Source organism: Leptospira bourretii, assembly GCF_004770145.1.
Taxonomy (GTDB): Bacteria; Spirochaetota; Leptospiria; order Leptospirales; family Leptospiraceae; genus Leptospira_A; species Leptospira_A bourretii.
In genome coordinates this window covers 421,434-435,628 of sequence record NZ_RQFW01000010.1, presented here as the reverse complement: position 1 = coordinate 435,628, position 14,195 = coordinate 421,434, and the positions used below count along the sequence as shown (strand labels likewise).

At 39.6% G+C, this 14,195-nt stretch carries 16 protein-coding genes; 8 read left to right on the top strand and 8 right to left on the bottom strand.

The window, feature by feature from the left end; all coding sequences use genetic code 11:
• Positions 1 to 208 precede the first annotated feature (208 nt).
• The 4 genes from EHQ47_RS07040 to EHQ47_RS19805 form a co-directional block, all read right to left on the bottom strand.
• Entirely contained in the window at positions 209 to 2,929 is a 2,721-nt protein-coding gene (locus EHQ47_RS07040; RefSeq protein WP_135747882.1) for a PAS domain S-box protein, read from the bottom strand.
• Positions 2,930 to 2,950: 21 nt separating this feature from the next.
• Positions 2,951 to 3,520 carry a Tll0287-like domain-containing protein gene (locus EHQ47_RS07035; RefSeq protein WP_167483271.1) on the bottom strand — a complete coding sequence of 190 codons (570 nt, stop codon included), beginning with the start codon at positions 3,518 to 3,520 and terminating at the stop codon, positions 2,951 to 2,953.
• A 27-nt stretch (positions 3,521 to 3,547) separates the two neighbouring features.
• The gene (locus EHQ47_RS19810) at positions 3,548 to 3,808 is read right to left on the bottom strand and encodes a sensor histidine kinase (protein ID WP_279638202.1); all 261 of its coding nucleotides are present in this window, start codon (positions 3,806 to 3,808) and stop codon (positions 3,548 to 3,550) included.
• A gap of 132 nt (positions 3,809 to 3,940) precedes the next feature.
• Complete coding sequence (locus EHQ47_RS19805; RefSeq protein ID WP_244290242.1) at positions 3,941 to 4,363, bottom strand: hypothetical protein; 423 nt, start codon at positions 4,361 to 4,363, stop codon at positions 3,941 to 3,943.
• Between the two features lie 109 nt (positions 4,364 to 4,472).
• On the opposite strand from EHQ47_RS19805, the gene argC reads away from it, so the two are divergent.
• Complete coding sequence (argC, locus tag EHQ47_RS07025; protein ID WP_135747881.1) at positions 4,473 to 5,495, top strand: N-acetyl-gamma-glutamyl-phosphate reductase; 1,023 nt, start codon at positions 4,473 to 4,475, stop codon at positions 5,493 to 5,495.
• Positions 5,482 to 6,078 carry a phosphorylase family protein gene (locus EHQ47_RS07020; RefSeq protein WP_135747880.1) on the top strand — a complete coding sequence of 199 codons (597 nt, stop codon included), beginning with the start codon at positions 5,482 to 5,484 and terminating at the stop codon, positions 6,076 to 6,078. Before argC ends, EHQ47_RS07020 begins: the two co-directional genes overlap by 14 nt.
• Here EHQ47_RS07020 and EHQ47_RS07015 read toward each other — a convergent pair.
• Together EHQ47_RS07015 and EHQ47_RS07010 are read right to left on the bottom strand one after the other, a co-directional pair.
• Entirely contained in the window at positions 6,064 to 6,675 is a 612-nt protein-coding gene (locus EHQ47_RS07015; RefSeq protein ID WP_135747879.1) for a glutathione S-transferase family protein, read from the bottom strand. The two genes, EHQ47_RS07020 and EHQ47_RS07015, sit on opposite strands and share 15 nt — an antisense overlap.
• Positions 6,676 to 6,728: 53 nt before the next feature.
• Positions 6,729 to 7,889, bottom strand: coding sequence for a deoxyguanosinetriphosphate triphosphohydrolase (locus EHQ47_RS07010; RefSeq protein WP_135747878.1), 1,161 nt, complete (start codon positions 7,887 to 7,889; stop codon positions 6,729 to 6,731).
• A 49-nt stretch (positions 7,890 to 7,938) separates the two neighbouring features.
• Between EHQ47_RS07010 and EHQ47_RS07005 the strand changes: the two genes are divergently transcribed.
• From EHQ47_RS07005 to EHQ47_RS06980, 6 genes are all read left to right on the top strand, one after another.
• On the top strand, positions 7,939 to 8,559 hold the full coding sequence (locus EHQ47_RS07005) for a DedA family protein (RefSeq protein WP_135747877.1): 621 nt from the start codon (positions 7,939 to 7,941) through the stop codon (positions 8,557 to 8,559).
• Positions 8,560 to 9,042 carry an LIC11661 family lipoprotein gene (locus EHQ47_RS07000; RefSeq protein WP_135776853.1) on the top strand — a complete coding sequence of 161 codons (483 nt, stop codon included), beginning with the start codon at positions 8,560 to 8,562 and terminating at the stop codon, positions 9,040 to 9,042.
• 171 nt (positions 9,043 to 9,213) lie between these two features.
• Entirely contained in the window at positions 9,214 to 10,116 is a 903-nt protein-coding gene (locus EHQ47_RS06995) for a TRAP transporter TatT component family protein (RefSeq protein ID WP_135747875.1), read from the top strand.
• 22 nt (positions 10,117 to 10,138) lie between these two features.
• Positions 10,139 to 11,146, top strand: coding sequence for a TRAP transporter substrate-binding protein DctP (gene dctP / locus EHQ47_RS06990; RefSeq protein WP_135747874.1), 1,008 nt, complete (start codon positions 10,139 to 10,141; stop codon positions 11,144 to 11,146).
• Between the two features lie 21 nt (positions 11,147 to 11,167).
• Positions 11,168 to 11,863, top strand: coding sequence for a TRAP transporter small permease (locus EHQ47_RS06985; RefSeq protein WP_135747873.1), 696 nt, complete (start codon positions 11,168 to 11,170; stop codon positions 11,861 to 11,863).
• Complete coding sequence (locus EHQ47_RS06980; protein WP_135747872.1) at positions 11,863 to 13,164, top strand: TRAP transporter large permease; 1,302 nt, start codon at positions 11,863 to 11,865, stop codon at positions 13,162 to 13,164. The genes EHQ47_RS06985 and EHQ47_RS06980 overlap by 1 nt, the downstream gene beginning before the upstream one ends.
• Before the next feature lie 109 nt (positions 13,165 to 13,273).
• Here EHQ47_RS06980 and EHQ47_RS06975 read toward each other — a convergent pair whose 3' ends face one another.
• Together EHQ47_RS06975 and EHQ47_RS06970 are read right to left on the bottom strand one after the other, a co-directional pair.
• Positions 13,274 to 13,801: a DnaJ domain-containing protein gene (locus EHQ47_RS06975; RefSeq protein ID WP_135776852.1), complete on the bottom strand. Its 528-nt coding sequence runs from the start codon at positions 13,799 to 13,801 to the stop codon at positions 13,274 to 13,276.
• Complete coding sequence (locus tag EHQ47_RS06970; protein ID WP_135747870.1) at positions 13,780 to 14,193, bottom strand: flagellar protein FlgN; 414 nt, start codon at positions 14,191 to 14,193, stop codon at positions 13,780 to 13,782. The genes EHQ47_RS06975 and EHQ47_RS06970 overlap by 22 nt, the downstream gene beginning before the upstream one ends.
• Between the last annotated feature and the right edge of the window lie 2 nt (positions 14,194 to 14,195).

Sequence of the window (14,195 nt, the reverse complement as noted above, 5' to 3'; positions counted from 1 at the left end):
TGACAAAAAAGTTGACTAACTGGTCAGTTTTTTATCTGGCACGGGAAAAACAACAGATTTTGATTGGGGAAATGGAATTTCGAAACTTTCGTTTTAAACCTAAGGGATTAAATTCCGTCTAACCCTTGCCATTTGGCTGATGGAAAAAAATACTAAATCATAAAATATGTTTAAAAATTTTGCAGTTTTTTTCAAGATTTGGATTGGTTTAACGGTCTAACCACCTGAGTACTGTCTGTTTTAAATTTTCCTTTTGGACAGGTTTACTGATATAGTCATTCATCCCAACCTCAAGGCATTTGTCTTTTTCACCGGCAATGATCCCGGCAGTCACAGCAATGATCGGTAAAGTTTTTCCCTTCGGGAGTTTTCTGATTTCTTTTGTTGCGTCATATCCATTCATCACCGGCATTTGGATGTCCATCAAAATGAGGGATGGCATTTCTTCTTGGAACACTCGGACTGCTTCTTCCCCATTTTGCGCTTCCAAAATTTTTACTTCGGGGAGGATTCGTTTGATAAAGTTTTTCATCAAACCTAGGTTGACTGGATTGTCTTCCACAACAAGAATCTTGTTGGTCCCTGAAACCGAAGAAGGTCTGGTTCCCTGTCTCACGTTCAACTCTTTCGATTCTGTTTCGAGTGCACTTAGCTTCGGATCAAATTGCGGAATTCTTAACGCAATATCAAAATAAAATTCGCTGCCTTGGTTGAGTTTGCTTTTTAATTTTAGATCCGACTGCATCAGAGCTAACAATTGTTTGCAGATTGCAAGCCCAAGTCCTGTTCCACCAAATTTTCTCGTTGTAGAAAAATCTTCCTGCGTAAAGGAATCAAATATTTTTTCTTGGCTATCGTCAGCAATTCCAATCCCAGTATCCTTTACTGAAATTCTTAGTTTCACCAAATCGGAACTGGATTCTTCCAATCTTCTTACATTACATTCAACGACTCCAGTTTCGGTAAACTTAATTGCATTCCCAAGTAAGTTCAAAATCACTTGGCGCAAACGATTGGAATCAAACATCAAAACTTGCGGAATTTTTTCATCTATATGAAACTGAATGTCTAAACCTTTCATCATGGCTTGAATATTCACAATTTTGATTGCTTCCAAGACCATTTTTTTTAAGTTATTCGGTTCTTCTGCCAGTTGTAACTTCCCCGCTTCTGCTTTGGAAAAATCCAAAATATCATTTACAATATTAAGCAAAGCATTTGCGGACTGTTTCACTATTTGTGCATATTCATTATAAGATGAATTTTCCAATGTTTCCGCAAGTAAATCGGAATAACCAATAATCCCATTGAGAGGAGTTCTGATTTCGTGACTCATGTTTGCCAAAAATTCGGATTTGGCACTATAGGCTTTTTCAGCAAACTCTTTTGCGGCCTTTAACTCTAGTTTGGTTTCGTAAGCTTCTGTGATATCTCGAGTGAACATCAAAATTCCACCGATGCCACCACCCAATTGTTTCCAAGGCCGAATCTCCCATTGGATCACCTGGTCTTTTCCCCAACCTGGTGGCCTCCAAACATCTTCATCGCGTTTTAAAATTTCTCCACGTAGGCCGCGTGAGTGGATGTCTTTCCATTCCTGGCTAATATTTGGAAAAATTTCATAATGGCTTTTTCCGATGATTTCTTCCTTTGTCAGTGGGATTTTATAATCCTCTATCCACCTTTGGCTAAGAGCCACATAACGCATTTCTTGGTCTAACATGGCAACGGCGGCAGGTGCATGTTCTACAAAAGACCATAAAATTGCCGTTTGTGCCGCAAGAGCCATTTCCCATTTTTTTCGTTCATTGATGTCTTGGATGATTCCATAAATTTTGATAATTTTTCCGTTCTCATATTCGGCACGGCCAATGGTTCGAATCCAAGTATGGTTTCCTTTGGCAGTTACCATCTCAAGTTCTAAATCATATTCTTTTCCTTCTGCCAAAAGAGAAGACACTGCTTCCGAAATTTTTCGATTACTTTCTTCAGACTGGAAAAATTGAATTCCACCTTCTACACTAGGATTGTAATCATCCGGTACTTCATGAATTTTTTTAGTAACGTTTGTCCAACTCGCTTTATTGGTTTTTAAATCCAAATCCCAGCCACCGATTTTTGCAAGGCCCGCCACTTGGTCGAGTAATCGAGATACATTCTGCAAATCTGTTTCTGCCTGTAAAGACTCAGAGATATCTAAGATTTGAGAAAGATAATAAACAGGATTTCCTAAATGATCCCGAATGATGGATTTATTTAACACTGCCCAAATCAATCGTTTGTCTTTGGTAATATATCGTTTTTTAATTTGAAAACTTTGGATCGACCCACGATTGAGTTTTTCTAAATAAGAAAGTTCTAATTCTAAATCTTCTGGGTGGGTAATGTCTGAGATTGACTTTGTTTTTAGTTCTTCCGCAGGATAACCAAGCCATTGGCAAAAAATTGGATTCACCTCAATGAGTTCACCATGGGGATTTTCAATCTTCATTCCAATACTTGAGTTTCGAAAGGAAGAAGAAAATAAATCTCGAGATAATTCAGCAGATTGTAAAATATACGGATTCGGATTATTTGCCCCTTCTAAGGTCGTATCTAATACAAGAAGGATGTATTTTTTCCCTGATTCGCTAAATTCCTTGGGATAAATTCGAAAAGGAAAACCAGCACTATTATTAGGATCGAAACAAATACGACCGATGACCGATTCTTTTTTCCCAAGGACTGTGTCCAAACGAAATCCGGAATGAGTCAGAATGCATTCGGCAGGAAATGAATGGCCTTCCTCTATTCCCATTGACTTGGAAGCCACTGGACTTGGATAAACAATTCCCGTGGCACTGTCCCAAACCAAAAACCCATGCAAACCAAATTCTAAAACAAGTTCACATAACTCTTGCTTGTTGGCAATAAAGGTAATTGGGTTCATTTTATCTTTTATTGAATTCGTTTACTTAGGAAATTTCACAGAAAAAAGTCCTCTTAAATCCCCCAGTCGGTATCCTTTTGCAAGATCACCGGGGTATTCTTTTTCCAAAACATCCAAGGTTTCTTTTTTGATGTCTAAGTTTGGTTCCCCATGGCATTGAAGGCAAAGACCTCCAACGAGAACGGGAATGTATACCGTCACAGAAGTATCCGACGTGATGGTTTTCTTTGGAAATACACCTGCCGTTGTTTTTAATTTTTCTATTTCTAAAAAAATATCTTTTTCTTCTTTTGAGAGTGCATTGGAAGGATTTCTAGGTTTGTTTGTGATCCTTCGTAACTCAACTCCATGTTTTTTACCTAATTGGTTTGTAAATCCGACGGCATTTATTTTACAAAACGGGATGGCTTGTTTTGTCCCTCCTTCTGCAATCGCAGTCGTGAGTTTTTGAACCAAATTAGTTTTGGCTTCATCCGTAATGGCAATTGCTAAGTTTTCATAATCGATTGTCTTGGTTTGACAACTAAAACCAAAAAAGATAGCTCCCATCAAAAATGCGGTCCGAAGATTTAAGGATTTGATTGTAATCATATAAAGCAAAATTTTAATCAGTGCGTATCATTCTGCAACTGGTAAAATCACAGAGAAAGTTGTTTTCCCAGGTAGAGATTCAAATTGGATCCTTCCGTTTTGATTTTTAATGATTTCTTTTGATACAGAAAGTCCAAGTCCAAACCCCTCTCCCTGGTCTTTTGTTGTAAAGAATGGTTGGAAAATTTGGTTTTGGAGAGAATCGGGAATTCCCGGACCATTGTCGGTAATGGCAACTTCTACTTCCGAATCGCTATCAAACTGACTCTTACTTTGACTTCTCCCGATTGGGGACTTGTAGCTTGGATGGCATTCGATACCAACAAATTAGCTTTTTCCATAGTTTTAAATTTAAGCCATAAATATACAAAGTCCCATTCTTTAATGTCTTCTTTTCTTAGTCCTTCAAAACTTCTATAGTCAACTCCGATGTCGATGCACCGATCTGCTAAAAAAATGAGATCTGCTTTTGGTAAAAAAGAAAATGGAGAAAAAAATTGCATTTTGGATAGGAGTGGCAACCAGTTCTTTCGGATGACTCAGAATGGTTAAATAAAACCCAGAAAGAATGATCAAAAAATCTAAGATCAAAAAACTAATGACTGATAGGTTTCCTAATTCTGAGACCAGTTTGTTGCGTATTTTATACTTAGCAAAAAAAGAAGAAGATAAAAAGTAAACCCCAACAAAACAAACAACCCAAAACGGAGGTTTTGCCAAATTCAGAAAAGTAGCAATCACTCCTATCCAGCCAATCACCATCCGAATGGAAATCAGGATCAAAAGTCCCTTGGACTTCATCTGATTCGAAAATTGCAAAAGAAGAGCGGCCGATGTCAGCATAACTAGGGACAAATCAATAGATCCTATGTTTTGATAAAATCAAGCCAATTCTAAAAAGAGCCATTTGACAGCACGTACCAATCCTCAAATCTTGACCTTGGTTCCCTCTATGAAACAAACAAAGATTGCAATCATTGGTGCCGGTGGTCTTACCGGGAAAGAACTTACTAAACTTTTGGCCCACCATCCAGGTTTTGAGTTGGTGCATGTCACATCAAACCAAGTAAATGGCAAACACATCCGCGAAGTTTTCCCTGACTTAAGCCATTTGCCTAATTTAGAATTTCATAAACATGAAGCACCTGTTCCTAAAGATGCGGGAATTGTGCTTGCCACTCCTAATGAAGTTTCTTTAGAGAAGGCTCCAGAGTTTTTGGGAGAAGGAAGAAAGGTAATCGACCTTTCAGGAACCTTCCGTCTCCACAACCAAAGTAAATTTGAAAAAGCTTACCAATTCCCTCATACAAAATTCTCATTGATGGACCAAGTGGTCTTTGGTTTGCCGGAACTCTTCAGAGAAAAACTAAAAAACGCAAACTTTGTTTCGAATCCTGGTTGTTATGCGACTTCTGCGATTCTACCGATTGCCCTCCTTGGAAATCTTAGAAAGGAAATCCAAGGTCCTGTGATTGTGGATGCAAAATCGGGTGTCAGCGGTGCCGGTGGTCGAACTGAAGAAATCAAATTTGCTTATACCAATGTGTATGAAAATTTTCGAGCTTATAAAATTTTAACCCACCAACATGAACCAGAAATGGAAGAATATGGATTTGTCGGATCGGATGAAAAAGAAATTCATTTTACTCCCCACCTACTTCCCATTTACAGAGGAATTCTTTCTAGCATTTACCTTACCTTTCCAAAAGGAATCAGCATAGAACAGGTAAAAGAAAAATTCCAGACCGCAACAGAGAAAGAACCTTTTGTCAGATTGTACCAAACTCCAGAAGAAGTAGAAATTAGAAAGGTGCAAAATACAAACTTTTTAGATTTAGGTTTTCGTATCAAAGGGAACACTCTCGTCATCATCTCCGCACTCGACAACTTAGTCAAAGGGGCAGCAGGCCAAGCCTTACAAAATTTAAACTTGATGTATGGTTATCCTGAAACAGAGGGACTTGTTACCCTTTAATCCTAAACAAACACTTGTTACGGGAGCTTTTGTTGGAGAAATAGATCTCTTAAAAGCTTCTGGACAGTTCCCTCATTTAGATGTGATGGGCATTGGAAATTTAGAAGCGGCAGTCCAACTTTCAGAGTATCTTTCTAAAAACGGTAATATCCGTCATATGGTTTTTTTTGGATCTTGCGGGGCTTACGAATGGAGTGGAATCAGAATCGGATCCTTTATTTCACCAAACAGAGTGTATTCGAAAGAAATTTCCCATGCCCTGAAGATATCCAAACAAATTCCAGAATCTCCCGAGTTTTACGAGCTGACTCCAGACAAATCCTTACAAACCGCAGCATGCAATGCACCTACAACCATCACTCTAATCGATTTAAAACATCCACCCGAAGAATCGTGGAAAAATCTAGAAATTGAAAATCTAGAATTGTTTGGAATTTCTAAAGTTGCCAATAAATTTTCTGTAACCGTAACAGCCTATTTAGCCGTGACCAATCTTGTAGGGCCAAATGGATCTAGTGATTGGGCCAAAAATTGGAAACCTCTCTCCCACTCTTTACAAAATAAATTTCTATTCGTTTCCTAAAACTTCCCTGACGGTTTCATTCACTAACACTCGTTTGATCCAATTTTCAACGGGAGGCGGAAGTTTAGTTTCCATCATATCTATATTTTTGATAAAAGGAGCATAAAGAATCTCTAAAAATCCAAATTTGTTTTCGTGAAGATACTCGTTTGTTTCTAAAATCCCTTCTAAAATATCCAAATGCCTTCCGATTCGTTTGGAAGAATCTTTCATCCGATTTGTATCCCATTTTTCAGGTGGAACAAATTTTTTAGAAAAATATATTACACTTCCTGGAAAACAGAACTCTGACTCACAACGATTGATGGCTTGATTCAGAAGAGCTCTGGACTTCAAGTCTTCCGAAAAAAAAGGATTCGTAAATGAATGTTTTTCTTCTAAATAACGAATGATAGCCGATGATTCTGCGAGTAAAAAATCATCATCCTTCAATACGGGAACTTTCCCATAAGGATTAATCTGCAAAAATGGTCTTTTCCTATTTTCTAGTTTGTCCAAAGCAATCGTTATGGTTTCATAAGGAAGATTTCTATATCGCAAATAGATATGTACACGCATACTATAAGTGGAACGGGGATGAGCATATAACTGATACATTCAAATTTCTCCAAAATTTAAAAATTGAGAACAGATGCGATGATTCCACTCCATTAGTAAGGAAACCAGAGAATCCCTTCTCGTTTTAACTTCTCAATGGCGTACCGGTCCGTCATTCCAGCAATGTAGTCACAAATGACTCGTGCTCTTCCTTCTTCTTCTTCTCGGTTCCGATACGATTCGGGGATGGACTCAGGATGGGATTCAAAATGTTTAAATAACAAAAATATTGTTTCCTTTCCCCTTTCGCTCATTCGGGATACTTCTGGGTGACGGTACAGTTTGCGAAACAAAAAGGATTTGAGTTCTTTAAATTCATTTTGGAACTCCGGAGAAAATTGAACCAATTTTTTTTGCGTTTGAAATGCGATGGAAACGTCTTCCCTGGAAGAGATCGAAAACTTTTGTAATCGTTCTTCAATGTTATCAATCAAATCCGATACCATCAAGTTGAGTAAAACTCTTCCTGCCGACCTTGAAAAAGAATCAATATCGAAGGAACTAATTTTAGGAAGTGCGTCTTCCATTCGTTTCCAAATCTCCAGTTCCTTTACATCGGCAAGTTCCAAAAGTCCACTTTCTAATCCATCTTCTAAATCATGTGCACTGTATGTAATTTCATCAGAACTATCCACTACCATCGCTTCCAGAGAAGGCCCTAAGTCTCTCCGAACATCGAGTAGTTCAGAGGATTCGTAATCACCTCCGTGTTTCATAATCCCAAGTAGAGTTTCACCACAAAGATTGAGTCCAGGAAATTCAGGATACCGGCGTTCTAATTTCTGAACAACACGTAACGACTGTTTGTTGTGTTCAAACCCACCTTGCCCTCGCATAAGTTCTGAAAGTGCTTCTTGGCCGGCATGACCAAAAGGTGAATGCCCTAAATCATGAGCTAAGGCAATGGTTTCACTCAAATCTTCATTTAACCCAAGAACTTTGGAAATGGTTTTAGAAATCCCTGCCACTTCTAATGTATGGGTGAGTCGATTTCGAAAATGATCCCCTTCCGAGTAGACAAAAACTTGAGTTTTGTATTCCAATCGTTTGAACGCATGGGAATGAATGATACGATCTTTATCTCTTTGAAAAGGAAGTCTGTAAGGATGTTCCGGTTCGAAGTGCTCTCTTTCTCCCGGATTTTTACTCCGAACAGCATAAGGGGCAAGGATTTTTTCTTCTTCTTCTAGGAGCCAGTTTCTCCCTTTCTTCATAAATCTCTTTCCTTTTTCAACGAAACCATAAAATCAGTATAAATCCCTCATGGACTTTCTACAAACTCTAGTTTCCATTTTTATGCAATACGGTTATTTTGCCGTTTTTGGAATTCTGATCCTTTGTGGATTTGGACTTCCGGTTCCAGAAGACATTTCCCTGACTGCTGGTGGTGTCATCTCCGGTTTGGGTTATGCCAATGTACATATCATGTTCCTTGTGGGGATGGCGGGTGTTCTCCTGGGTGACGCCTTTGTCTTTTGGCTCGGGAGTTATTACGGTGAAAAGGCACTCACCCTTCCCATTTTGAGAACCGTCCTTCACCCCGAACGATTTGACAAAGTCCGCGAACAGTTCAAAAAATATGGACGTTGGGTGGTCTTTTTTGGGCGTTTTATGCCTGGACTTAGAATGCCGATTTTCTTCACCGCGGGTACTTCCAAACAAATTAGTTTCATTCGTTTTTTCCTAACGGATGGGTTTGCAGCCCTTATCTCGGTTCCTATTTGGGTCTATTTGGGGTATTACGGGGCCCATAATTTTGATGAATTGATGGGCTGGGTTCGCAATGGACAAACCATCATTTTGGTTCTCGTCGGTGTCAGCATTGCCGGACTGGCCTTCTATTGGTGGCGGAGGAAACACCGCGAATCCAGAGGCGAAAAATAGATGAACACTGCTCTCTTTTTATTTCGTTTTTCTACCTTTATTTTCTTTGGTTTATTTGTGTTTGGTTGCACAAATTACTCCACAACGGCCTCTGTTCAGGCCCCACCCACCTTGATTTCCATCACGAACAATGGAAATTCTAATTTTACCATCAAGGTAAGAGCCCAAAACCCGGAATTTATCTTCCAAGGTTATCGCATTTACTCAGGTGCCACGGAAAATTTGGCCCAAAACCCAGCTGATCTCAATCTGGGAGAGTCTTGCATCTTAGCCCAATCGACGATTGTCCAACCTGTCGATTATATCTTCGAAATCGATCCCTCCACAAATCCCAATACGGCGGGAGTATCTTGTCGCATTTTTGCCACCCTTACACCTGGAACTTACATCGCAATGCGGACCTTGGGGCTCTCTGTAAATTTACAGAATAGCACCAGTTCGTATAAGGTTTCCATGTCTTCCAACGCTCTTATTGTCCCTTAAAATAAAACTTTCTTGCATTTAAGTCAAATGCATGTATTTTTTTCCGGAATCATGGGAAATCTTTGTGCTTTTTTTAGAATTTTTCTAAAATTATGCTCCAAAGTCCAAACATGAGGATACAAATAGAAAGGGATGTCAAAATCCCAAATATCTTTTGGAGGATGATACAAAATGTACCAAACGAAACATTGGTCAAAATTCGCAGTGGCGGCACTCGTTTTCGTTTCCGTCGTTGCTTGCGGAAAATCAAGACAAGTAAAAATCTCTGACTCGAACGTAGAGCGAGCAACCAGCCCAGCAAAACTTCCGGCTGACCTCGAAAAACTCTGGAAAAACCGCCAAAACGAACAAGACCTGAGACAAGCTCTTGTTGGTTTAGAAAAGTTTGCTTTAGAGAACCCTCAATACTCTGACGTAAAGGTGTTACTCTGCCGAGGAAACTATCTTTTAAGTGACGGACATCTTTGGCTAAAACTTACAGGTGATGCCGATGCAGACGAAAAAGTAAAAGAGGAATCCATTCAGTATTACGATGCTGCCGTGACTTGGTGTGAAGCAGCTTTAGCAGCGAATCCAAAATTCCGAGATAAAGTAGTCAAAGAAAAATTAGAAATCGAAAAGGCTTTGGATGTTCTTGGACCACAAGATATCGATGCTCTCTATTGGAGATACGCATCCCTTGCTAAATGGTCAAGAATGGTAGGGTTTACAACGCTTCTTTCTAACCGTTCAAAATTCTCCGCAATGATCAACCGTGCGAAAGAAATTGAAAAAGCTATGGGCAAAGAATACTTCTACTCTGCAACACTCAGGTATGATGCAGCAAGTAACGCTCTTTCTCCCACTGGAGATAAAAAACTAGCGGACAAATTGTTCGAAGAAGCTATTGCAAAACACCCAAACTACTTTGCAGTTCGTGTATTGTATGCAGAAAGCCGCCTCAAAGGAAATGAAGACAAATTCAAAAAACAATTAGAATTTGTGCTTAAAGGCAAAGCTGCTTCTCTTCCAGAAATTGAAGCAGATCAAATTGTAGAACAACGTAAAGCTAAGAAATTACTCGACGAACTATAATCAAGTTTACTAGGAGAACTAGATGTTTTTAAGACAATTAAAGTATTTAGTTTGTGTAAGTATCACCCTCACCATCAGTGGGGGTTTATTTGCTCAAACAACCGTTAAATTAGCAACCGTTGCACCGGAAGGATCTCCATGGGCAAACGAACTTGCGAAAATCAAAAAGAAAATTGAGTCGGAATCACAAGGCCAAATTAAATTCAAAATTTACCCTGGTGGACAAATGGGTGGAGAAAACGAAATCCTCCAACAAGTGATCCGCGGGAAACTGCAAGGTGCTGGTCTCACAGCAGGGGCTCTTGCAAACACTGTCAAAGAATTAAACGTATTAGAAATCCCATACTTATTTAACTCTTATGCACAAGCGGACTGTGTTCTTGATGACCACTTACAAGAAGACTTTCGCAAACTCTTTGAAGCAAAAGGACTCATCTTTGTGACTTGGGCAGAAAATGGATACCGTTCTATTGGAACAAAATCCGCTCCGGTCAAAACACCAGATGACCTAAAAGGTATTAAAATCAGAATCCAAGAATCTCCAGTTCATATTGCGTATTGGAAACAATTGGGTGTGAGTGGAATTCCGATTGCCATCCCAGAAGTTCTTCCTTCCCTTCAAACAGGTGTGGTAGAAGGATTTGACAACACTCCTCTTTTTACTTTGGCAGCAGAATGGCAAACAGCGATTAAATATTTCACTTTAACGCGCCATATCTACCAACCAGCAGCCATCCTTTATTCCAAAAAGTTTTGGGACACTCTCAATGATGACCAAAAGAAAACTCTTATGGGAGAAGGTAACAAACTTGCTCCAGGGGCAAGACAAGCAGTTCGTTCCATTGAAAAGAACATGATTGCCACTTTGAAAAAAGCAGATGTTCAAGTTTACGAACCTTCTAACGCTGATTTGGCGGGATTTAAAGCAGCAGCAAATGCCGTTTCTGGCCAAGTAGTAGGTAAAATTGGAGGTCAGTCCAAAATGATCTTCGACAAAATCCAAAAAGCAAAAGCAGCTTGTGGCGGATAAGTTAAGGAAGGATATAGATACATGAAATTCGTCGAACGAATTCTAAATACTTTGAGTTTCGGCGAGAAATGGGCGGGAGGAATTTGTTTCCTTCTGCTCACTCTTCTCATGATTGCTGACGTTTCCAAACGAGAGGTAATCGATAAAGTTTTCAGTTGGGTAATGGATGTCACAGAAGCCTATCCCAATACCAGTGTTGCCGGTTTTGTTGGGGACTGGAGTGTTTACATCGCAGAATCCATTCATGGTGGAACTTCAGGGTTTTTAGAGTGGTTAGGCCTTGGTGGAATCATTTGGGCACAAAAACTGTCCCTCTATTTTATGTTATGGGGTGGTCTTTTCGGATCAGCACTTGCCAGTGCGAAGGGTTCGCACCTACGTCCAGAAATTGCAGATAAAGTACTACCAAAGGCGATTCTACATTACGTAAAAATCATCGAACAGTGGGTGATTGCCTTATTCTTTTTATTTCTAGCTTACTTATCAGTCATTTATGTTCTAGAAAGTATCAGCTTAGATGAAGTAAATCCTGTAACAGAAATTCATCTATGGAAAGTCCAAATGATATTTCCTTACATATTTCTCTCTATGGGTTTTAGACATCTCTGTTATGGAATTTTTCCGGCACTCATTCCTTCTGACATCAATGAAGCCACTGAGGCTTTGGAACTTGCGGAAAAAGAACTTTCCGAATCGAATTCACGGGGGAATCACTAATGGGTTCTTGGGGAATACTCCTACTCTTACTCGCTTTAATTTTACTCAGACAACCATTGATTGTACTGATGGGTGCCATCACGGTCTATTGTTATTACTTTTTACCAGATCCACCTCTTGAATCTTTACAAGAACTCAATAGCATCATTGGAGATTTGTTCTTTGCTGGTGATAAAGAAATTCTTCTAGCAATTCCTCTTTTCATCATCGCAGGAAATTTGATGACCCATGGAAGTATTGCTAGGCGACTCATTCGGATTGCCCAAGCGATGACTGCTCCCATTCCTGCAGGACTTGCCATTGCAGGGGTATTTTCTTGTGGGATCTTTGCAGCCATTTCTGGATCTTCACCGGTGACACTCATTGCCATTGGTGGGCTCATGTACCCTTCTCTTACCAAAGCCGGATACCCAACTCAGTTTTCTATGGGTCTACTTGCCTCAGGAGGAACTCTAGGGATCATCATTCCACCAAGTATTCCAATGATCGTATATGCGATTATGGTGGGAGTTTCTGTGACGGATCTTTTCATTGCAGGGATCGGACCTGGAATTTTACTCATGTCACTCCTCATGATCTACTCCGTGTTACGTGCGGGAAATGTGGGTCGAGGAAAATGGGACTGGGCAGAAATCCGAGTCGCATGGAAAGAAGGAGTTCTTGCCCTTCTTATGCCTGTGGTCATTCTCGGAGGAATTTATTCTGGATTCTTCACAGCAACAGAATCAGCTGCCATCGCAGTGTTTTATGCCATCCTTGTGGAAGTGTTCATTCATAAAGAACTGAGTTTTCCTAAGATTCCAAAAATTATGGCAGAAAGTGCAGAGATGTTAGGGATTCTATTCCTCATCTTAATCCTTGCAGTCAGTTTGAACAAGTTCATGATCGAAAACGAAATTCCACAAAACCTTGTGGCAACAATGTCTGAACTCATTTCAAGCCCTGTGACTTTCCTCATTGGTGTGAACGTTTTGTTACTCATCGTGGGAATGTTTATGGATATTATGAGTGCAATCCTCGTTCTTGCACCTCTACTGGCACCAATGGCAGTCAACTACGGAATCAATCCAGTTCACTTCGGAATCATTATGATTGTGAACTTGGAAATTGGTTACCTAACACCACCGGTGGGTGTAAACCTATTTGTGGCATCGGGAATCTTCAAACAACCGTTAGGGAAGGTCATCCAATCAGTAGCCCCTATTGTGGGACTATTTCTCATTGGTCTGATCCTTATTAGTTGGATTCCAGACATTTCTTTAGGATTATTGGGTAGTGAAGCGGCAGCACCGACACCTTAAGATTTTAAAAAAGATACAGAGGTAATTTGATTCAGCGAAGAAATGAACGATTCGCAATCAAAGAGGCCTTATTTCGAAAACGCCGGAGAGTATTTCTCTGGCTTTTTTTTTAACTCCACCAAACGCGAAGTCGATCTAAGGAATCTTTGGCATCATTTGCCCAAAGGCTAGATGGATGTTTTTTTACTATCTCTGCATAAACAGAAAGAACTGGTTCTAAGTCCTTTCGCAACTGCACAAGTTCTTTATTCAAACTTTCTGAAAGTTCAATGGGATGGAGATTCCGTTTTTCATAATAACGTAAAATGGCCTCCGTTTCTTTTTCTTTGGCCAATTTGTATTCATGAAAGACAGGGTCTTTGGAAGGTTTTGTTATGGGTGGAACTTCCGAATCTCCACAAACCTCACCACTCACCAAGTGTGAAAAATCATCCTCTGGATGGATGAGGAGATGGTCTTTTAAGGATTCGTAATGTTTGTTTAACTCCAAAAACATCACATCACTCGTAAATTCACCGGAATCTGGATGGTATTTTTTGGCGAGTTTATGATAGGATTCTTTGAGTTCTGATTCGGTAAATCCGGCACTAAGGCCTAAAAAATTGAGGGAATCATTTAACAGTAATTTTTTGTCCATGAGAGGCCGGAGGACTGGATCAAATGCGATTTCAATCGTCGTTTGATACTGAATTCCCAATATTCTTTTTTACTCTCATTCATTTCAAAGACAAGCAATTCTTGCACTTTTTGTTGGAGGTTTCTTGCTTCATCTAACTTTGCAAAGACAGTTTCTGAAATGGCAATTTCTTCTTCCGTATAAACTTCCATCTCTTGCCTTTCCCAAAGTTCCCGGTCGACTGCTTCTAGTTTTCTAATAATGATTTCATTTTTAAATTCAATTTTCACAGCAGAATCGGCATCACGATAGGAAAGCAGTTCTTCTTCCCGTTTTAAATTGGCAATCAGTGATTCCAAATATTGGATTTTTTTTTGCAGAAGTTGTTTGGTATTATGTTTGGATGAAACCATAA

Excerpts from the sequence above, each read along its gene's own strand:
- dctP (WP_135747874.1), top strand. The coding sequence starts at position 10,139 with ATGTTTTTAAGACAATTAAAGTATTTAGTTTGTGTAAGTATCACCCTC.
- EHQ47_RS19805 (WP_244290242.1), bottom strand. The coding sequence starts at position 4,363 with ATGCTGACATCGGCCGCTCTTCTTTTGCAATTTTCGAATCAGATGAAG.
- EHQ47_RS06970 (WP_135747870.1), bottom strand. The coding sequence starts at position 14,193 with ATGGTTTCATCCAAACATAATACCAAACAACTTCTGCAAAAAAAAATC.
- EHQ47_RS06985 (WP_135747873.1), top strand. The coding sequence starts at position 11,168 with ATGAAATTCGTCGAACGAATTCTAAATACTTTGAGTTTCGGCGAGAAA.
- EHQ47_RS07035 (WP_167483271.1), bottom strand. The coding sequence starts at position 3,520 with ATGATTACAATCAAATCCTTAAATCTTCGGACCGCATTTTTGATGGGA.
- EHQ47_RS06980 (WP_135747872.1), top strand. The coding sequence starts at position 11,863 with ATGGGTTCTTGGGGAATACTCCTACTCTTACTCGCTTTAATTTTACTC.
- EHQ47_RS07000 (WP_135776853.1), top strand. The coding sequence starts at position 8,560 with ATGAACACTGCTCTCTTTTTATTTCGTTTTTCTACCTTTATTTTCTTT.
- EHQ47_RS07010 (WP_135747878.1), bottom strand. The coding sequence starts at position 7,889 with ATGAAGAAAGGGAGAAACTGGCTCCTAGAAGAAGAAGAAAAAATCCTT.
- EHQ47_RS06995 (WP_135747875.1), top strand. The coding sequence starts at position 9,214 with ATGTACCAAACGAAACATTGGTCAAAATTCGCAGTGGCGGCACTCGTT.
- EHQ47_RS07040 (WP_135747882.1), bottom strand. The coding sequence starts at position 2,929 with ATGAACCCAATTACCTTTATTGCCAACAAGCAAGAGTTATGTGAACTT.
- EHQ47_RS07015 (WP_135747879.1), bottom strand. The coding sequence starts at position 6,675 with ATGTATCAGTTATATGCTCATCCCCGTTCCACTTATAGTATGCGTGTA.
- EHQ47_RS07005 (WP_135747877.1), top strand. The coding sequence starts at position 7,939 with ATGGACTTTCTACAAACTCTAGTTTCCATTTTTATGCAATACGGTTAT.
- argC (WP_135747881.1), top strand. The coding sequence starts at position 4,473 with ATGAAACAAACAAAGATTGCAATCATTGGTGCCGGTGGTCTTACCGGG.
- EHQ47_RS06975 (WP_135776852.1), bottom strand. The coding sequence starts at position 13,801 with ATGGACAAAAAATTACTGTTAAATGATTCCCTCAATTTTTTAGGCCTT.